Source organism: Mycobacterium sp. E1386 (assembly GCF_001672745.1).
Taxonomy (GTDB): domain Bacteria; phylum Actinomycetota; class Actinomycetes; order Mycobacteriales; family Mycobacteriaceae; genus Mycobacterium.
In genome coordinates this window covers 1-17,488 of sequence record NZ_LZKH01000059.1, presented here as the reverse complement: position 1 = coordinate 17,488, position 17,488 = coordinate 1, and the positions used below count along the sequence as shown (strand labels likewise).

The following is a 17,488-nucleotide window of genomic DNA, read 5'->3' as shown; positions in this document are numbered from 1 at the left end:
GGACCGCCCGGGGCGCGGCGACCGCCCGGGCCACCGCCGATGATGGCGCTGCAGCACGGACCACCACCGCCCCCGCCCCTACCGGATGTCAGCGCGACGGCCATGGTGCGTCCGTTGCCGGACGGCGCCCGGGTGATCCTGGTCGCCGACACGACCCAAACCACGCAGGTGACGCACCAGTTGCGGCTGCTGATGGTCGGGGCGGGCGTGGCGACGCTGGCTGTCGCCGCACTGTTGTTGGTGGCGGTCAGCCGGGTGGCGCTGCGCCCGCTGGACCGGTTGACGGCGCTGGCCAACGACATCCGGACCGGTGATCGCGGGCGGCGGCTGCGCCCCGACCGCGCGGATACCGAATTGGGCCGCGCGGCAAGCGCATTCGACGGCATGCTGGATGCCTTGGAGGCATCCGAGCGCCGGGCGCAGCGGGCGGCCGACGCGGCCCGGCGCGCCGAGACGGCCACCCGGCGCTTCCTGGTGGACGCCGCGCACGAGCTGCGCACGCCGATCGCCGGGATTCAGGTCGCCGCCGAGCAACTCGCCACCAGCGCCTCCCAGCAAGGCGACGACGCAGATGGTCAGTATCGCCGGGCCAGCCTGTTGCTGTCGGACGCGCGGCGCGCCGGGCGGCTCGTCTCGGACATGCTCGATCTGAGCCGCATCGACGCCGGCCTGCCGCTGGACACGCACGACATCGACCTGGCCGCGATCGCCGACGGCGAAGCCGACCGGGCCGCGATGCTGGCACCGCAACTCGCCGTCCGTCGCACGGGCCTGGGCGAGCTGACCGTCAACGCGGACCCCACCCGGCTCGCGCAGATCCTGTCCAATCTCCTCGACAACGCCCGCCGATATACGCCGCCGGGAGGCTCGATCACGATCGACGTCCGCAGGCACGAAGGCGCCGCGGAGGTGACCGTAACCGACAGCGGGCCCGGCATTCCCGACGACGAGCGCGAGCGGATCTTCGAGCGGCTGGTGCGGCTCGACGCCGGACGCGCCCGCGATCACGGCGGCGCCGGGCTGGGCCTGCCGATAGCCCGGGCGCTGGCGCGTGCGCACGGCGGCGAGCTGGTGTGTCTGCCGCACGACGGCGGGGCGCGGTTCCGGCTCAGCATGCCGGTCGAACGCGGGTGAGCGGTGGCCGCCCCAGGCGAGGCGGCCACCGCTCCAGACTGCTAACGCCTCGTCAGATTCCCGGCGGCGGTGGCCGGAGCGGGTCGCCGGGCCCCGGGCCACCCGGACCAACCGGACCACCCGGACCACCCGGTCCCGGTGGGCCTCCGAACGGGCCGCCCGGCGGGTGCTGCGGTCCCGGCGGTCCCGGCACTCCCGGCTGTCCCGGTGGTGGGGGTGGATCCGCACTCGCCACCGCGACGCCGAAGCCGGCCACGGCCGTCCCGAGGGCGCCCGCGAGCAGCGAACCCGCGATGAGTTGTTTGATCTTCACTCGGCCCATCTCTCCTCTCTGTCGGCGGCGCATCTATCCGCGGGGGGACCCGCGGATCGCCGCGATCCGCGACAGTAGGAAGTCAGCCTGAAGCCAGCCTGAAGGAGCGTCAGCCGGACGCGGCCGCCGCGGTCACGGCGGTGAGATGCCACCTGTCCAGCCACGGCTGGATCAGTTCGGCGACCGAGAATTTCGCCGGGACCGAACACCCGGGCCTGGGCGCGTGAGGGTCGCCCCCGCGGATCAGGATGCCGACGGCGCCGACGGTGCCATCGCCTTGATTGAGGTACACCGGGCCGCCGGAATCGCCGCATTGGCCGGGCGCTAGGAACACGACCTTGCTGTCGGTGATTTCCGTGATCTGTCCGCACGTCGCCTCGCCGGTGCCCATGCCGAATTTGCAGAGTTCCTGGCCGGTATGCAGGTTGGTGGCGACGCCGGAGACCCGCAAGGCGGACGCGATAGCCGGATTCTGGGGAACGTCGTCCCCGTTGAGCACGATGAGGCCGATGTCGTGCTGTTCGTCGTGAACCCCCTCGCTGACCGTCTGGCTGAACGTGCCCAGCGTCGCGTAGGGGAGGACCCCGCCCAGGTTCATCGTCACCTTGCTGGCCTCGCCGGGACGGTTGCAATGCCCGGCGGTCAGCACACCGGGCTGGCCGGTGCTGGTCCGCACCAAAAACCCTGCGGTGCAACCCATTCCGCCCGACCCATCGGCGTACTGGACGTAAATGCCCGCCCCCGGGCCGACGGCGGTCGACGCGGGCAGATCGATCGGTGACAGGAGCGGCGGCGGGCCTGGTTCGTGGGTCGGGCCGGTGTTCTTGGGCAGCATGTAGACGGCTGCGAAGAAGGCGACGACGCAACAAAGCGACGCGATCACCAACAACGCGGAATGCATCTTGGACCGCGGCGGGTACGGCGCTTGGGTTCCGGCCAACAGCCCCCCTTTGAGCGGATGCCGGTATCTGTGCGGTCCAGCTTGCCAGCTTCTGCCCGCCGGCCGTGGCGATTAGCCAGATTCGCTGCAGGAGATCAGCCGATGGGGGCCGGCTCCGGGGAGGGCCGGTCGGCGGCGGAATTGTGCGTGCGGTGATGGTGCCGGCGGTAGTGGCGGATCTCGATCACCAAGCCCGTCAGACCCAGGGTCGCCGTGCACAGCGAAACCAGGTACAGCAGCGAGCTGGGGTGACCGGCGAGCGCGTCGCCCAGGATCACGACGGCGGCGGTGCCGGGCAGCAGGCCGCCCAGCGTGGCCAGGCTGTACGGCAGGACCCGCACCGTCGACGCACCGGCGGCGTAGTTGATCGCCGAAAACGGCACCGCGGGAATCAGGCGCAGCGACAAGATGGCCAGCCAGCCCCGCTGCCGCAAGCGCTCGTCCACCGTGTCGATCGACCGATGGCGAACCAGACGGTTCAGCCGCCACCCGGCCGCGCGCACCAGCAGCATCGCGATCACCGCGCTCGCGGTGCTGGCAACCACCGCGATCGCCACACCCATCAACGGCCCGAACAGCAGCCCGGCGGCCAGGGTGAACGCCGTCCGGGGCACCGGCACCACGGTGACCACGATGTGGGCGGCGAGAAACGCCAAGGGAAACCAGGGGCCGACCGACTCGGCCCAATCGCGCATCTGCACCGGGGTGGGTAAGGGCAACCATGACGCGGCCGCGATCAAGAGTGTGATACCGACCACTGTGGCGATCGCCCGGGGCCGCGACAGCAGACGCGCGGCCGCGCCCAGCGCGCCGCCGAGGTCGCGCAGCGTCCGGTTGATTCTGCAGGTGGCGGAAGCCGTCACGCCTGTAAAGGTTACGGGGCGCAGATGAATAACTCGTTTCCCGAGGCTGGCGTTTCATCACCGGCCTGCCTTGCTGGTCGCCCCGCATGGTTTTCTGCCGACAGGTTCGATCAATTAGCCTGATTAGTAAGTCGCAGGCCCCATTTGCTGGCAAAAAAGGGAGCAATCGGTGTCCATTGATGTACCCGAGCTCGCCGAACTAGAACAGGTTCGCGGGCGTTGGCGCAGTGCGGTCGCCGGCGTGCTATCGAAAAGCACCCGGAAGGACCCCGAGGAACTCGGGGACCAGCCCGAGCGGCTGCTGGAAACCCCTACCTACGACGGCATCGCGGTCCGCGCGCTGTACACGGCGCTGGACGAGCTGCCGGAACCGCCGTTGCCCGGCGAGTGGCCTTTCGTGCGGGGCGCCGATGCGCTGCGCGACGTCAAGTCCGGCTGGAAGGTGGCCGAGGCGTTCCCCGCCGATCGCGTCGCCGGGGTAGCGGCCCAGGATGTCAACTCGGCGGTGCTCGAGGCACTTGGCAACGGGGTCAGCGCGCTGGTGCTGCGGGTGGGCGAATCCGGCGTGACGGTCGACCAGCTCGCGGATGCCCTGCAGGGCGTGCACCTGAGCATGGCGCCGGTCATCGTCGACGCGGGCGCGGACTACTCGGCCGCCGCCGACGCGATGCTGGCCCTGGCCGCAGGCGTCGAAGCTGACCAGCGCGAATTACTCTCGATCGACCTGGGCGGCGACCCCCTCACCGCGACACTGAGCGATCGCCCCGCGCCCGCGATGGACGAGGTGGTCGCGGTCGCCAAGCGCGCTGCCCGGGAGCGCGGCGTGCGGGCGATCACCGTCGACGGGCCGGCCTTCCACAACCTGGGGGCCAACGCGACGTGGGAGCTGGCCGGCACCGTGGCCGTCGGGGTGGCCTATCTGCGGCGGCTCACCGAGTCGGGCATGTCGGTCGGGGAGGCGTTGCGGCAGATCAGTTTCCGGCTGGCCGCCGACGACGATCAGTTCGTGACGCTCGCCAAGATGCGGGCCGTGCGTCAGCTCTGGGCGCGGGTCGCGGAGGTCGTAGGCGACCCGGACGGCGGCGCGGTCACCGTGCACGCCGAAACGTCGCTGCCGATGATGACCCAACGCGACCCGTGGGTGAACATGCTGCGCTGCACCCTGGCCGCGTTCGGCGCGGGCGTCGGCGGCGCCGACACCGTGCTGGTGCTCCCGTTCGACGTGGCGATCCCGGGTGGCTTCCCCGGCACGGCGAGAAGCTTCGCGCGCCGGATCGCCCGCAACACCCAGCTGCTGCTCTTGGAGGAGTCGCACGTCGGCCGCGTGCTGGACCCCGCCGGCGGCTCATGGTTCGTCGAGGACCTCACCGCCCGGCTCGCGGAGCAGGCCTGGGAGCATTTCCAGGCCATCGAGGCGCGTGGCGGGTTCGTCGAGGCGCGCGAGTACGTCGCCGAGCAGATCGCCGAGGTGGCCGCGCGACGCGCCGACGACATCGCGCACCGCCGCACCGCGATCACCGGTGTCAACCAGTTCCCGAATCTCACCGAACCCGCTCTGCCGCATGATGATTCGTTGGGTTCGCCGCTGGCCGCCGGCAACCTGCAGCGTTACGCCGCCGCGTTCGAGGCGTTGCGCGATCGCTCCGACGCCTTCCTGGAGCGCACCGGCGCGCGTCCGCAGGCGCTGTTGCTTCCGTTGGGCCCGCTGGCCGAGCACAACATCCGGGCCACGTTCGCCGCCAATCTGCTGGCGTCGGGCGGTATCGAAGCCGTCAACCCGGGCACGGTCGACGCCGCAGGTGTCGCGAAGGCCGTTGCCGATGCGGGATCGCCCAGCGCGGCGGTCATCTGCGGCACCGACAAGCGCTACGGGGACGAGGCCGCGGCGATCGTCGAGGCGGCCCGAACCGCCGGCGTGTCGAGGGTCTACCTCGCCGGGCCGGAAAAGGCCATCGCCGATGCAGAGCACCGGCCCGACGAATTCCTGACCGCGAAAATCAATGCGGTCGAGGCCCTTTCGAACCTGCTGACTCGACTGGGAGCGTAGCCGCAATGACCACAACCGCACCTGTGATCGGTAACTTCGCCGACGTCCCGCTGAACGGCGACCGCCCGCTGCCGCCGCCCACCGAAGCCGCCGTGGAAAAGCACGTCGCGGCCGCCGCGGCGGCGCACTGGTACACGCCCGATCAGCTCGAGTGGCACACGCCGGAAGACATCGCCGTCAAACCGGTGTACATCGGCGCCGACCGGGCCGCCGCGGTGGCCGGCGGTTACCCGCTGAACAGCTTCCCCGGCGAGCCGCCCTTCCTGCGCGGCCCGTACCCCACGATGTACGTCAACCAGCCGTGGACCATCCGTCAGTACGCGGGATTCTCCACCGCGGCGGAGTCGAATGCGTTCTACCGTCGCAACCTGGCGGCCGGCCAGAAGGGCCTGTCGGTGGCCTTCGACCTGGCCACCCACCGCGGCTACGACTCCGACCATCCGCGCGTCCAGGGCGACGTCGGAATGGCCGGCGTGGCAATCGATTCCATCCTCGACATGCGCCAGCTGTTCGACGGCATCGACCTGTCGACGGTGTCGGTGTCGATGACGATGAACGGCGCCGTGCTGCCGATCCTGGCGCTGTACGTGGTGGCCGCCGAGGAGCAGGGGGTGCCGCCGGAGAAGCTGGCCGGCACCATCCAGAACGACATCCTCAAAGAATTCATGGTGCGCAACACCTACATCTATCCGCCCAAGCCGTCGATGCGCATCATCTCCGACATCTTCGGCTACACCAGCGCGAAGATGCCGAAGTTCAACTCCATCTCGATCTCCGGCTATCACATCCAAGAGGCCGGGGCCACAGCCGATTTGGAGCTGGCCTACACGCTGGCCGACGGCGTCGATTACATCAAGGCGGGCCTGGACGCCGACCTGGACATCGACAAGTTCGCGCCGCGGCTGTCGTTCTTCTGGGGCATCGGGATGAACTTCTTCATGGAGGTCGCCAAGCTGCGGGCGGGCCGGCTGCTGTGGAGCGAGCTGGTGGCGCAGTTCAACCCGAAGAACCCCAAATCGCTGTCGTTGCGCACACATTCGCAGACCTCCGGCTGGTCGCTGACCGCGCAGGACGCCTTCAACAACGTCGCGCGCACCTGCATCGAGGCGATGGCCGCGACCCAGGGGCACACCCAGTCGCTGCACACCAACGCCCTCGACGAGGCGCTTGCGCTGCCCACGGACTTCTCAGCGCGGATCGCGCGCAACACGCAGCTGCTGCTGCAGCAGGAGTCGGGCACCACGCGGCCCATCGACCCGTGGGGCGGCTCGTATTACGTGGAGTGGCTGACCCACCAGCTCGCGCAGCGGGCCCGCGCGCACATCGCCGAGGTAGCCGAGCACGGCGGCATGGCCCAGGCCATCAACGAGGGCATCCCGAAGTTGCGCATCGAGGAGGCCGCCGCGCGGACCCAGGCCCGCATCGACTCCGGGATCCAGCCGGTGATCGGCGTCAACAAGTATCAGGTCGAAGAGGACCAGGAGGTCGAGGTCCTCAAGGTCGAGAACAGCCGGGTGCGCGCCGAGCAGCTGGCCAAACTCAAGGAGCTGCGGGCCGGCCGCGACCAGGCCGCGGTCGACGCCGCGCTGGCCGACTTGTCCCGGGCCGCCGCCGCGCACGGTCGCGCCGGTGAGGACGGGTTGGGTAATAATCTGCTGGCGCTGGCGATCAACGCCGCCCGGGCCAAAGCCACGGTCGGGGAGATCTCCGACGCGCTGGAAAAGGTATACGGCCGGCACCAGGCGGAGATCCGCACCATCGCCGGCGTCTACCGGGACGAAGCCGGAAAGGCCCAGAACATCGCAACCGCCACCGAACTAGTCGAGAAGTTCGCCGAGGCCGACGGCCGCCGGCCCAGGATTCTGGTGGCCAAGATGGGCCAGGACGGTCACGACCGCGGCCAGAAGGTGATTGCGACGGCCTTCGCCGACCTCGGCTTCGACGTCGACGTCGGCTCGCTGTTCTCCACGCCCGAGGAGGTGGCCCGCCAGGCCGCGGACAACGACGTGCACGTGGTCGGCGTTTCGTCGCTGGCCGCCGGCCACCTGACGCTGGTGCCTGCGCTGCGCGACGCGCTCGCCGAGGTGGGACGCCCCGACATCATGGTCGTGGTCGGCGGTGTCATCCCGCCCGGTGACTTCGACGAGCTGTACCAAGCCGGGGCCGCCGCCATCTTCCCGCCGGGGACGGTGATCGCCGAGGCCGCGATCGGCTTGCTGCACAAGCTCGCCGAACGCCTGGGTTACACGCTCGACTAGATGGCAGCCCGCAAGAGCCACACCGTCGACGAGCTGGCCGACGCCATTCGCCGCGGCGACCGCGCGGCGCTGCCGCGGGCCATCACACTGCTGGAGTCCACCCGCGCCGACCATCACGAGAAGGCGCAGCAGCTTCTGCTCGCGCTGACGCCCGACTCGGGCAACGCGCACCGCATCGGCATCACCGGGACCCCCGGCGTGGGGAAGTCCACCACCATCGAGGCCCTTGGCATGCACCTGATCGAGCAGGGCCACCGGGTGGCGGTGCTGGCCGTGGACCCGTCGTCGACACGCAGCGGGGGATCGATCCTGGGCGACAAGACCCGGATGGCGCGGCTGGCGGTGCACCCGGACGCGTACATTCGCCCGTCGCCGACGTCGGGCACCCTGGGCGGCGTAGCAAAGGCCACCCGCGAGACGGTGGTGTTGTTGGAGGCCGCCGGTTTCGACGTGATCATCATCGAGACCGTTGGCGTCGGCCAGTCCGAGGTGACGGTGGCCAACATGGTCGACACGTTCGTCCTGTTGACCCTGGCGCGCAGCGGCGATCAGCTGCAGGGCATCAAGAAGGGCGCGCTGGAGCTGGCCGACATCGTGGTGGTGAACAAGGCCGACGGGGAGCATCTCGCGGAGGCGCGGATGGCCGCCCGCGAGCTGTCGTCCGCGATCAGGTTGATCCATCCGCGTGAAACACTCTGGCGGCCACCGGTTCTCACGATGAGCGCGACGGAGGGGACCGGCCTGCAGGAATTGTGGGACACCATCGAGCGTCATCGCCAGGTGCTCACTGAAGCCGGCGAGTTCGAGGCGCGCCGCCGCGCCCAGCAGGTCGACTGGACGTGGCAGATGGTCCGCGACACCGTCCTGGACCGGGTGCTGTCCAATCCGAAGGTGCGCAAGATGCGTGCCGACATCGAGCGCCAGGTCAAGGCCGGCGAGCTGACCCCCGCGCTGGCGGCGCAGCAAATATTAACGGCCTCGTCAGGATAACGGATAGATAAACAATCCGATTTCGCTCCGGGAAGGTGTGAAATCCAAGTAAATTCAAAAATGTGACGGTGGAAACCCGAGTCGATCGCCGCGCGGTCCCTGTCCACGATGACCTTGACGCAGGTCACCGTGTGTCCGGCGCGGCGGACTCACACTTCGGATGCGTCGTTCGCAGTTTCGCCAGCATGTTCCCCGCTCGCCGCTTCGGCGGCGGCGCGCTGGCGGTGTATTTGGACGGCCAACCCGTCGTCGACGTCTGGACCGGGTGGTCCGACCGGGGTGGCCACACCCCGTGGTCGGCCGACAGCGCCCCGATGGTGTTCTCGGCCACGAAAGGCATGGCCGCCACCGTCATTCACCGGCTCGCCGACCGCGGGCTGATCGACTACGAGGCGCCCGTTGCCGAGTACTGGCCGGAGTTCGCGGCCAACGGCAAGGCGAACCTCACCGTGCGTGACGTGATGAGGCACGCTGCCGGCCTGTCGGGCCTGCGTGGCGCCAGCACCGAAGACTTGCTGGACCACGTCGTCATGGAAGAACGGCTGGCGGCCGCGGCACCGGGCCGGCTGCTGGGCAAGTCGGCGTATCACGCCCTTACCTTCGGCTGGCTGATGTCCGGCCTGGCCCGGGGCGTGACCGGAAAAGGCATGCGAGCGCTGATCCGCGAGGAGCTCGCCGAGCCGCTGGGCACCGACGGGCTGTACCTGGGTCGGCCGCCGGCCGGCGCGCCGACGCGGGTCGCCCAGATCGTGGCGCCGCAGAACCTCGTGCGGAACCCGGTGCTGAGCTTCGTGACTCGCAAGGTGGCCAACGAGCTGTCCGGCGGGTTCCGGTCCATGTACTTCCCGGGCATGGTCGCGGCCGTGCAGGGTGACACCCCGTTGCTGGACGGGGAGATCCCGGCGGCCAACGGGGTGGCGACGGCCCGGGGACTGGCCCGGATGTACGGCGCCATCGCCAACGGCGGCGAGGTTGACGGCATCCGGTTCCTATCCCGCGAAATGGTCGCCGGCCTGACCGGTCGGCGGAGCTTGCGCCCGGACCGAAACCTGTTCATGCCGCTGGCATTCCACCTGGGCTACCACAGCCTGCCCATCGGGAACGTGATGCCCGGCTTCGGCCACGTCGGGCTGGGCGGCTCGCTCGGCTGGACCGACCCGGCGAGCGGCGTAGCTTTCTCGCTGGTGCACAACCGGCTGCTGACCCCGTTCGTGATGACCGATCACGCGGCGTTCGTCGGCATCTACGCCCTGATTCGCAAGGCTGCCGAGAAGGCGCGCAAGCGCGGCTTCGAGCCGGTGACCGAGTACGGGGCGCCGTTCTTCGAGCCGGGGGCGGTTGCGGGGTAACCCGGCAAACATCCGCGCGCGGTTGCGCGGACCGCGCTCAAGCACCGCATTGCGGTGGTGGGCACCTGGAAAAGTGCAGCTCAGCGCGGATCTAAGCGATCCGATTAAGGCACGGTATACGCGGTCTTTACATATTTGACACGTGTTTCACCGAACCGGCCCGCAAAATCAAACAATCGGTAATATTGCCGCGATAAACATGGCATCGATGACGCGCACGACTTGGAAGGCTGAAGCTGGATGAAATGGGCCCGCACGACTAGACCCACCGAAAGCCATGCCACCTCCGGATGCCTCGTCGAATCGTCGACCGCCACGCGCCCCCTCGCCTTATTCGTCCTGGGCATGGGGCGGTCGGGCACGTCGGCACTGACCCGGGTCCTTTCGTTGTGCGGTGCCACGCTCCCGGCCGGGATGATGGGTGCCGACGAGACGAATCAGCGCGGCTACTGGGAACCGCGCGAATCCCTGCTCCTCAACAGGTCGATCCTCGAGCGGCGCGGCAGCGCCTGGTGGGACCCGTCGCTGCGCGTCCTGGAGGAGGGCGCCTTCACGGCGGCGGAGCGGGCGGCGGCCACCGTCGACATCTCCGCTTACCTCAAGTCGCTGCCGGACGCACCGCTGCTGGTCATCAAGGACCTGCAGATCGTGGTGCTCTGGGAGATGTGGTTCGAGGCGGCACGTGCGGCGGGTTTTGACGTCGCCGTCGTGATCGCTGTGCGCCACCCGCAGGAGGTGATCGCGTCGCTGGGGAAGGCTACCGGGGCGTCGCCGGAACTCGCCAGCGCCCTGTGGTTGAAGGGAAACCTCCTGGCCGAGCGCCACTCACGCGGCGTGCCCCGGGTGTTCGTCGAGTACACGCAGCTTCTCGAGAACTGGCGCCGCGAGGTGAAGCGGATTTCCGCCGCGCTCGAGATCGAACTGCGCGCCGACGACGAGAGCGCGGTCGACGAGTTTCTCACCCCCGATCTGCGGCGCAACCGGGACAGTGGACCCGTGATTGATCGCTTCGGCGCCGGCTGGATGTCGGCGGTTTACGAGGCGATTCGCACGGCGGCGCTGGACGGGCCGCCGGACGTGGCGACGCTGGACCGGGTGTTCGAGGCGTATCGGTCCACTGAGCATGATTTCCGAATCGCGTTGGAAGACGCCCGCAGCCACTCCAGCAGCCTCACCGCCAGGCTGCTGCGGCCGTCCGTCATGAGGCCGGTGCTCGAGGTCGTCGCGATGGCGCACCGCCGCAGGGGGACCTGGGCCTAGTCCCCGCCGGTTGACCCACATACTTGGACGACGACCACCCCGAGTCGTCCAAATGTTAAGTAAGCAAAGCAAATTTGCGAAATTGACGCACTAGTCACCGCGATCGCGCTAAAGTCTTTAACGCACCATGACCCGATCATTCGCTCATCAGGGGAGAGCCTGATCCCGCAGGAGGTGCTAGGGGAAAGTGTCGTCTTTTTGCCAGAGACGTTGAGATAGATGCAGTTGCACGTCTCGATGTCTTAGTGCATATCGGGCAAGACGGTGATGACTCTGACAGAGTTGCTGTGCGCCAACGATCGAAGGCGTACGCGAAATCGGAAAGTCATGGCTAACAACCGCATTCAGATTAGCCCGGCGCACGACACTGGAAGGTTTGCGTTTGCGATGAGATCTGCCCGGATCGCCAAGTTCGCTGGAAGTGCTCCCGACGCCGTCTGTCGCCCGGAGAGATCCGGCCGCCCAGAAACCGCGAACCGCCCGGTCATTCTGTTCGTGTTGGGCCCACAGCGGTCGGGAACCTCGGCGATCACGCGGGTTCTCTCGCTATGCGGCGGCACGCTTCCGGCCGGAATGTTAGGCGCCGACGCGAACAATCCGCTGGGCTACTGGGAGCCACGGGCGGCCATCACGCTCAACGAGTCGATTCTGCGGCGGCACGGTAGTAACTGGTACGACCCGTCACCGTGCGCGCTGGACGAGGGTGCCCTCGGAGAACAAAAGGCCACCCACATCGCCAAGATCGGGGACTATCTCTCCACCCTGCCGCCGGCGCCGCTGGTGGTCATCAAGGACCCCCGGATAACCACGCTGTCCGACCTATGGTTCGAGGCGGCACGCCTGGCCGGATTCGACGTCGCGACGGTGATCGCGGTGCGGCAGCCGCAAGAGGTCATCTCGTCGATCGCGGCATCATGGCGAATCTCTCCCGCGCTGGCCAGTGCCATCTGGCTGAAATACAACTTGCAGGCCGAACGCCAAACGCGCGGCGTAACTCGCGTGTTCGTCGAGTACGCCAACCTCCTCGAAGACTGGCGCCGGGAGATGAAACGAGTCTCCGTGATACTGCCCAACGAATTGAGCACGGGGGAAGAGCGGGCCGTCGAGGACTTCCTCAGGCCCGACCTGCGACGCCAACGACACTGCGGCCCGGTGACGAATCTCTTTGGTGCCGACTGGATTTCCGTGGTCTACGAAACGCTGTGCGCGGCGGCGCTCGACGAGCCCGTGGACGCGCCCGCGCTGGATCGCGTCTTCGAGTCCTACCGGGCGTGCGAACGCGATTTCCGCAAGGCGTTCCAGGATTTTCATGGCTTGTCCAACAGCATGCTTTTTCGCGTCTTCCCGCCGGTCATTGCGGGCCCAATGATGGAGATACTGGCGATGGCGCACCGGCGCCGTGGCACGTGGGCCTAGTGCTGCGAATCCCGCTGGCCCGGGCAGGGTGCCCGATATGATCGAGCAGACCGCGTTCTCGGCAACCTGTGCCGGTCACCTACCTGCACACCAATGGGAGGCATCGGCTCTTGTCAGTATCCGTCCTCATCACCGGGGGAGCGGGGTTCATCGGGTCGGCGCTGTCGTATCGCCTCGTCGAGGCCGGGTACGACGTCGCCGTTATGGACGTCCTGCACCCCCAGGTACATAGTGCGGATCGACCGCTCGACCTGCCGTCGTCGGTGCGGTTATTCACCGGGGATGTCACACACGCTCCTGATTGGGATGCGGTGCTCAGGTTGTGCCGTCCGTCCCAGATCGTCCATCTGGCGGCCGAGACGGGAACAGCGCAGTCGCTGTCGGAGGCGACGCGCCACGGCTCGGTGAATGTAGTGGGCACCACCCAGCTTCTTGACGCCCTGAGCCGCTCTGCCCTCGTTCCCGAGCAACTCGTGCTGGCGTCATCCCGGGCGGTCTACGGCGAGGGCTCGTGGCAAGCCGGCACCCACGTCTTCTATCCGCCGCCCCGCAGCCACGCGCAGCTGTTGGCCGGCCAGTGGGATCCCCAGGGACCCGACGGCGAACCCGCGGTGCCGCTGCCGAGCCGCGCGAGCGAAACGGAACCCCGTCCAACCAACGTGTATGCCGCGACCAAGCTCGCCCAGGAGCACTTGCTGGCGGCCTGGACGGCCGCGCACGACACCAATGTCAGCGTGCTACGGCTGCAGAATGTCTACGGTCCCGGCCAATCGCTGACGAATTCGTATACCGGAATCGTCGCTCTGTTCGCGCGTTTGGCGCGCGAAGGGCAATCGCTCGAGGTATACGAGGACGGCAGGATCGTGCGCGATTTCGTCTACATCGACGACGTCGTCGACGCGCTGTTCGCGGCGCTGCAGGACCCCGCGACCGAATCGCGCCGCCTCGACATCGGATCGGGCAAGGCGACCACTATCCACGAGCTGGCTGACAAGGTCGCCACCATGTGCGACGCCCCGGAGCCGAACGTCGTGCCCAAATTCCGCGACGGTGACGTACGCGCCGCGAGCTGTGACATCGGACCGGCCGGCAGCGAGCTGGGCTGGCGGCCGAAGTGGACCCTCGACGAGGGTTTGCCCGCGTTGCTGGCTTGGATCGGCAAGGAATCCGGATTTTCCTCCGGCTGATCGAACCAACGCGGCGACCTCGCCGTGCCTATAACGGCGAGTTGGTGGAGGACCCAGCAAACGGCGCTACCCTCGGTGGACGGGGCGATGACCATTTGAAGCATATGATGGTCCGCATAGGCTGACCGGTGGTCAGCGGGCGAGCCAGTATGGCGGCTACGCGCTACAAACGGAGAGGCCGAGCGTTGACCGGGTTGATGGAAAAGTACGAAACGGCGTGGGGGCTCGGACGGACGTCTAACCTGATCACCGGGAGGAAGTTCGTGCGAACTAGGGGGCAATCGTGACCGTGGCCGATCGCGATTCCCGGTCTTCATTCGTGGACACACGATCCGCCTACCTCGACCTGCTCCGGCGCAACCTGACCCGGTATGGCAGCGACGAGCTGGTGCCCGTCGGTTGGAACTACTTCGGACGCCCGGTGCTCAGCGCCGGCAAATTCATGCTGGTGCGCAAGCGTCCGTTCAATCCGCACGCGCGTGACTTGGGGCTGGATTGGCCGGCGGATGCGTTGACGATGATCGGTATGCAGCGACTGACGAGTTTGCAGCGCTGCGTCGAGACCGTTCTGAACGAGAACATCCCCGGCGACCTGGTCGAGTGCGGAGTGTGGCGCGGCGGGGCGTCGATCTTGATGCGGGCGGTGTTGGCCGTCTACGGCGATAAGAAGCGATCCGTGTGGCTGGCCGATTCGTTCGAGGGAGTTCCGCCCCCAGACACCGCGCATTTCGAAGCGGATAAGGGGATCCGGCTGCACCACGCCGCCGGTGTGCTGGCGGTGTCAGAGGCGCAAGTGAAAGCGAATTTCGAGCGCTACGGGTTGCTGGACGACCAGGTTCGTTTCCTGCCGGGCTGGTTCAAAGACACGCTGCAGGGCGCCCCGATTGAGCGCATCGCCGTGCTGCGGCTCGACGGCGACCTGTACGAATCGACGATCCAAGGGCTCGACGCGCTCTATCCGCGGCTGTCGCCGGGAGGTTTTTGCATCGTTGACGACTACCACGCTATCGACGCGTGCCGGCAAGCCGTCACGGACTACCGAACTGAGCATGGCGTGACTGCCGAGATCGTCGAGATTGACGGCACCGGTGTGCTGTGGCGCAAGGAATGACGAGTCGCCGCGCCGTCGCTGAGTAGCCCGCGCCGATGCCGGTATTCGTCGGTATTTAAGGTGATGTCGGTGCATCATTGCCGCCGATGCCACAAGTGAAGGGCCTGGATTCGCGATGAAAATGGTGCTGGCGAGCTACGGCACTCGCGGCGACATCGAGCCTTCGGTGGTGGTCGCCCGCGAACTCGTACGCAGGGGTCACGACCTGGTGATGGCGGTCCCGCCCGACTCGATCGCCTTCACCGAGGCCGCCGGGCTGCCGGCCGTTCCGTACGGGCTGGAATCGCAGGCCTGGTTGGATCTCTACCGCAATTTCTGGACGTCGTTCTTCAGCCGCTTCTGGCGGGTCCGGGAGCTGAGATCGATGTGGCGCGAAATGTGGGACCTCAGCGACCAGTGCTGGGCGCAGATGAACACCACCCTGGTGTCGATTGCCGACGGGGCGGACCTGCTGTTCGCCGGGCAAAGCTATCAGGAGCCGGCCGCCAACGTCGCGGAGTACTACGACATCCCGTTGGCCACGCTGCATCACGTCCCCATGCGGCCTAACGGCCAGACCGTTTCGATGCTGCCGGCACCGTTGAGTCGCTCGGCGATGACGGCGTTCGACTGGTTCAGTTGGCGCCTGAACAAGAAGGTCGAGGACACGCAGCGCCGCGAACTCGGGCTCCCCAAGGCAACGCATCCCTCGCCGCGCCGGATCGCCCAGCGAGAGTCGCTGGAAATCCAAGCGTACGACGAGGTTTGCTTTCCCGGACTGGCGGACGAATGGGCGAAATGGGACGGCCTACGGCCGTTTGTCGGCCCATTGACAATGGAACTGACCACGAGCGCCGACGACGACGTGGCAGCTTGGATTGCCGCCGGATCGTCGCCGATTTGCTTTGGCTTCGGCAGCATGCCGGTCGAATCTCCGGTCGACACGGTCGAAATGATCGCTGCGGCATGTGCGGAATTGGACGAGCGGGCGTTGATTTGCGCCGGCTGGAGCGATTTCAGCGACGTGCCACTTCCTGCCCACGTCAAGGTCGTGGGCACGGTGAATTATGCGACGGTCTTTCCCGCCTGTCGCGCGGTCGTTCATCATGGCGGCTCGGGTACCACGGCGGCGAGCCTGCGTGCCGGAGTCCCCACCCTGATTCTTTCGATGGACGTCAATCAAACCATCTGGGGGGGCCAGCTCAACCGGCTGAAAGTCGGTACGACGCGCCGCTTTTCGGCAACCACCCGCGAAACACTGGTCGTGGACCTGCGCCGGATACTCGACCCGGACTACGGCATGCGCGCGCGCGAAATCGCCAGGCACATGACCAAACCCGCCGACAGCGTGATCAAAGCGGCCGACCTCGTGGAAAAGTTTGCCAGCTCCTGGAGCCGCGCCTGATCGGCAACGCGCGAGCTGGGCTGTGTGCTTCCGGGTGAGCCTCCGGACTCGTGGCGGCGGCGGGCAACGAGTTCCTGCTTCTCGACACACGAGACCGATCCTTCTGGCAGACTGATATCTGATCAGCCGAAGATGCCTGGGCGAGTGTCACACCGTTCAAGGGTCGTATTAGTACAAGGTCGGGGGGACAGGTCGATGAAGTTGTCATCGTCGTACCCGACAAGGACCGGTAAAAATCGCTGCCCTGGCGACCCCTGGAATCTCCGTGCCCATGCGGCGCAACCAAAACTCAGTCAATCCCAATCGGGAAGGGAGAGACTGAAATTAGGGGCTAAAGACCCTATCTGCGGAGTTGCCTGCGCATGGGACAAGTGATTAAGGTTACAGCGCGATGAAATTTGCTGTGGCAAGTTATGGGACGCGCGGCGACATCGAGCCGTGCCTCGCTATCGGCCGCGAATTGATGCGCAGAGGGCATGAAGTACGCATGGCCGTCCCGCCCAATTTGGTTGAGCTCGCTCGAGAAGCGGGGTTGGCTGCCATCGGCTACGGGCCGGACATGCACGACTTCTGGAGCGATGAATTCATCCGCGACTTCTGGAAGAATTTCGCGCGCGGGCCCATCAAGTTGATGCGGGACGCCTGGGAGCCGGTGCTGCGGAACTGGCAGGAAATGAGCTCGTCCCTGATGTCGGTCGGGGCGGGGGCCGATTTGCTCTTCACGGGCCAGCTCTACCAGGACCTGGCGATCAACGTGGCGGACTACTACGGCATTCCGATGGCCACGCTGCATTACATCCCGATGCGGCCGAACGGGCAGCTGATTCCGATGCTGCCGGGGCCGATGGTGCGTACCGGAATGGCGGTGTACGACTGGGTGTGCTGGCGGATGAACAAGAGGGCCGAGGATCGGCAGCGCCGTGAACTCGGCCTGCCCAAGGCAACCAGAACCTCGCCGCAAAGGATCGCCGCACGGGGATCGCTGGAGATCCAGGCCTACGACGAGGTCTGCTTTCCCGGCTTGGCAGCCGAATGGGCGAAAAAATGGGGCGACCGACGGCCCTTCGTCGGCGCGCTGACGATGGAGTTGACCACCGACGCCGATGAGGACGTAGCGTCGTGGATCGCCGCGGGAACACCGCCGATCTGCTTTGGTTCGGGCAGCATCCCCCTCGAATCCGCTTCCGCCACAGTCGAAATGATCAGTAAGGCCTGCGCGAAGCTAGGCGAGCGGGC

At 67.3% G+C, this 17,488-nt stretch carries 13 protein-coding genes and 1 pseudogene; 11 read left to right on the top strand and 3 right to left on the bottom strand.

All coding sequences use genetic code 11. From position 1 onward, the window contains the following. Positions 1 to 1,134, top strand: a 1,134-nt coding sequence (locus tag A5709_RS06765; protein ID WP_068119004.1) for a cell wall metabolism sensor histidine kinase WalK, incomplete at its 5' end; no start/stop codon positions are given. A gap of 52 nt (positions 1,135 to 1,186) precedes the next feature. Here the strand turns inward: A5709_RS06765 and A5709_RS27250 are convergent. The 3 genes from A5709_RS27250 to A5709_RS06755 form a co-directional block, all read right to left on the bottom strand. After that, positions 1,187 to 1,447: a hypothetical protein gene (locus A5709_RS27250; protein WP_082973804.1), complete on the bottom strand. Its 261-nt coding sequence runs from the start codon at positions 1,445 to 1,447 to the stop codon at positions 1,187 to 1,189. A 109-nt stretch (positions 1,448 to 1,556) separates the two neighbouring features. Further along, positions 1,557 to 2,348 carry an endopeptidase gene (locus A5709_RS06760; RefSeq protein WP_068119001.1) on the bottom strand — a complete coding sequence of 264 codons (792 nt, stop codon included), beginning with the start codon at positions 2,346 to 2,348 and terminating at the stop codon, positions 1,557 to 1,559. 134 nt (positions 2,349 to 2,482) lie between these two features. Beyond that, positions 2,483 to 3,250, bottom strand: a complete 768-nt coding sequence (locus tag A5709_RS06755; RefSeq protein ID WP_068118994.1) for a TVP38/TMEM64 family protein — start codon at positions 3,248 to 3,250, stop codon at positions 2,483 to 2,485. 169 nt (positions 3,251 to 3,419) lie between these two features. Here A5709_RS06755 and mutA point away from each other — a divergent pair, with 169 nt between their 5' ends. The 10 genes and pseudogenes from mutA to A5709_RS06705 form a co-directional block, all read left to right on the top strand. After that, positions 3,420 to 5,297: a methylmalonyl-CoA mutase small subunit gene (mutA, locus tag A5709_RS06750; RefSeq protein ID WP_068118987.1), complete on the top strand. Its 1,878-nt coding sequence runs from the start codon at positions 3,420 to 3,422 to the stop codon at positions 5,295 to 5,297. A gap of 5 nt (positions 5,298 to 5,302) precedes the next feature. Next, on the top strand, positions 5,303 to 7,555 hold the full coding sequence (gene scpA, locus A5709_RS06745; protein WP_068118984.1) for a methylmalonyl-CoA mutase: 2,253 nt from the start codon (positions 5,303 to 5,305) through the stop codon (positions 7,553 to 7,555). Then, positions 7,556 to 8,556 (top strand): annotated as a pseudogene (gene meaB, locus A5709_RS06740) (methylmalonyl Co-A mutase-associated GTPase MeaB). 51 nt (positions 8,557 to 8,607) lie between these two features. Next, positions 8,608 to 9,894, top strand: a complete 1,287-nt coding sequence (locus A5709_RS06735) for a serine hydrolase domain-containing protein (protein WP_068118983.1) — start codon at positions 8,608 to 8,610, stop codon at positions 9,892 to 9,894. A gap of 345 nt (positions 9,895 to 10,239) precedes the next feature. Next, positions 10,240 to 11,154 (top strand): sulfotransferase family protein, encoded by a 915-nt coding sequence (locus A5709_RS06730; RefSeq protein ID WP_068118998.1) that lies wholly within the window; start codon positions 10,240 to 10,242, stop codon positions 11,152 to 11,154. A gap of 387 nt (positions 11,155 to 11,541) precedes the next feature. Then, complete coding sequence (locus A5709_RS06725; protein ID WP_068118981.1) at positions 11,542 to 12,570, top strand: sulfotransferase family protein; 1,029 nt, start codon at positions 11,542 to 11,544, stop codon at positions 12,568 to 12,570. A gap of 110 nt (positions 12,571 to 12,680) precedes the next feature. Next, positions 12,681 to 13,757 carry an NAD(P)-dependent oxidoreductase gene (locus A5709_RS06720; RefSeq protein WP_068118997.1) on the top strand — a complete coding sequence of 359 codons (1,077 nt, stop codon included), beginning with the start codon at positions 12,681 to 12,683 and terminating at the stop codon, positions 13,755 to 13,757. Positions 13,758 to 14,040: 283 nt separating this feature from the next. Next, complete coding sequence (locus tag A5709_RS06715) at positions 14,041 to 14,868, top strand: TylF/MycF/NovP-related O-methyltransferase (RefSeq protein ID WP_068118978.1); 828 nt, start codon at positions 14,041 to 14,043, stop codon at positions 14,866 to 14,868. Positions 14,869 to 14,983: 115 nt separating this feature from the next. Continuing rightward, on the top strand, positions 14,984 to 16,252 hold the full coding sequence (locus A5709_RS06710) for a glycosyltransferase (protein WP_068118976.1): 1,269 nt from the start codon (positions 14,984 to 14,986) through the stop codon (positions 16,250 to 16,252). A 391-nt stretch (positions 16,253 to 16,643) separates the two neighbouring features. After that, a partial coding sequence (locus A5709_RS06705; RefSeq protein ID WP_197520095.1) for a glycosyltransferase occupies positions 16,644 to 17,488 on the top strand: 845 nt, incomplete at its 3' end.

Bases quoted from the DNA above. Each gene is read 5' to 3' on its own strand.
- A5709_RS06760 (WP_068119001.1), bottom strand. From the start codon at position 2,348: ATGCATTCCGCGTTGTTGGTGATCGCGTCGCTTTGTTGCGTCGTCGCC.
- scpA (WP_068118984.1), top strand. From the start codon at position 5,303: ATGACCACAACCGCACCTGTGATCGGTAACTTCGCCGACGTCCCGCTG.
- A5709_RS06730 (WP_068118998.1), top strand. From the start codon at position 10,240: ATGGGGCGGTCGGGCACGTCGGCACTGACCCGGGTCCTTTCGTTGTGC.
- A5709_RS06725 (WP_068118981.1), top strand. From the start codon at position 11,542: ATGAGATCTGCCCGGATCGCCAAGTTCGCTGGAAGTGCTCCCGACGCC.
- A5709_RS06710 (WP_068118976.1), top strand. From the start codon at position 14,984: ATGAAAATGGTGCTGGCGAGCTACGGCACTCGCGGCGACATCGAGCCT.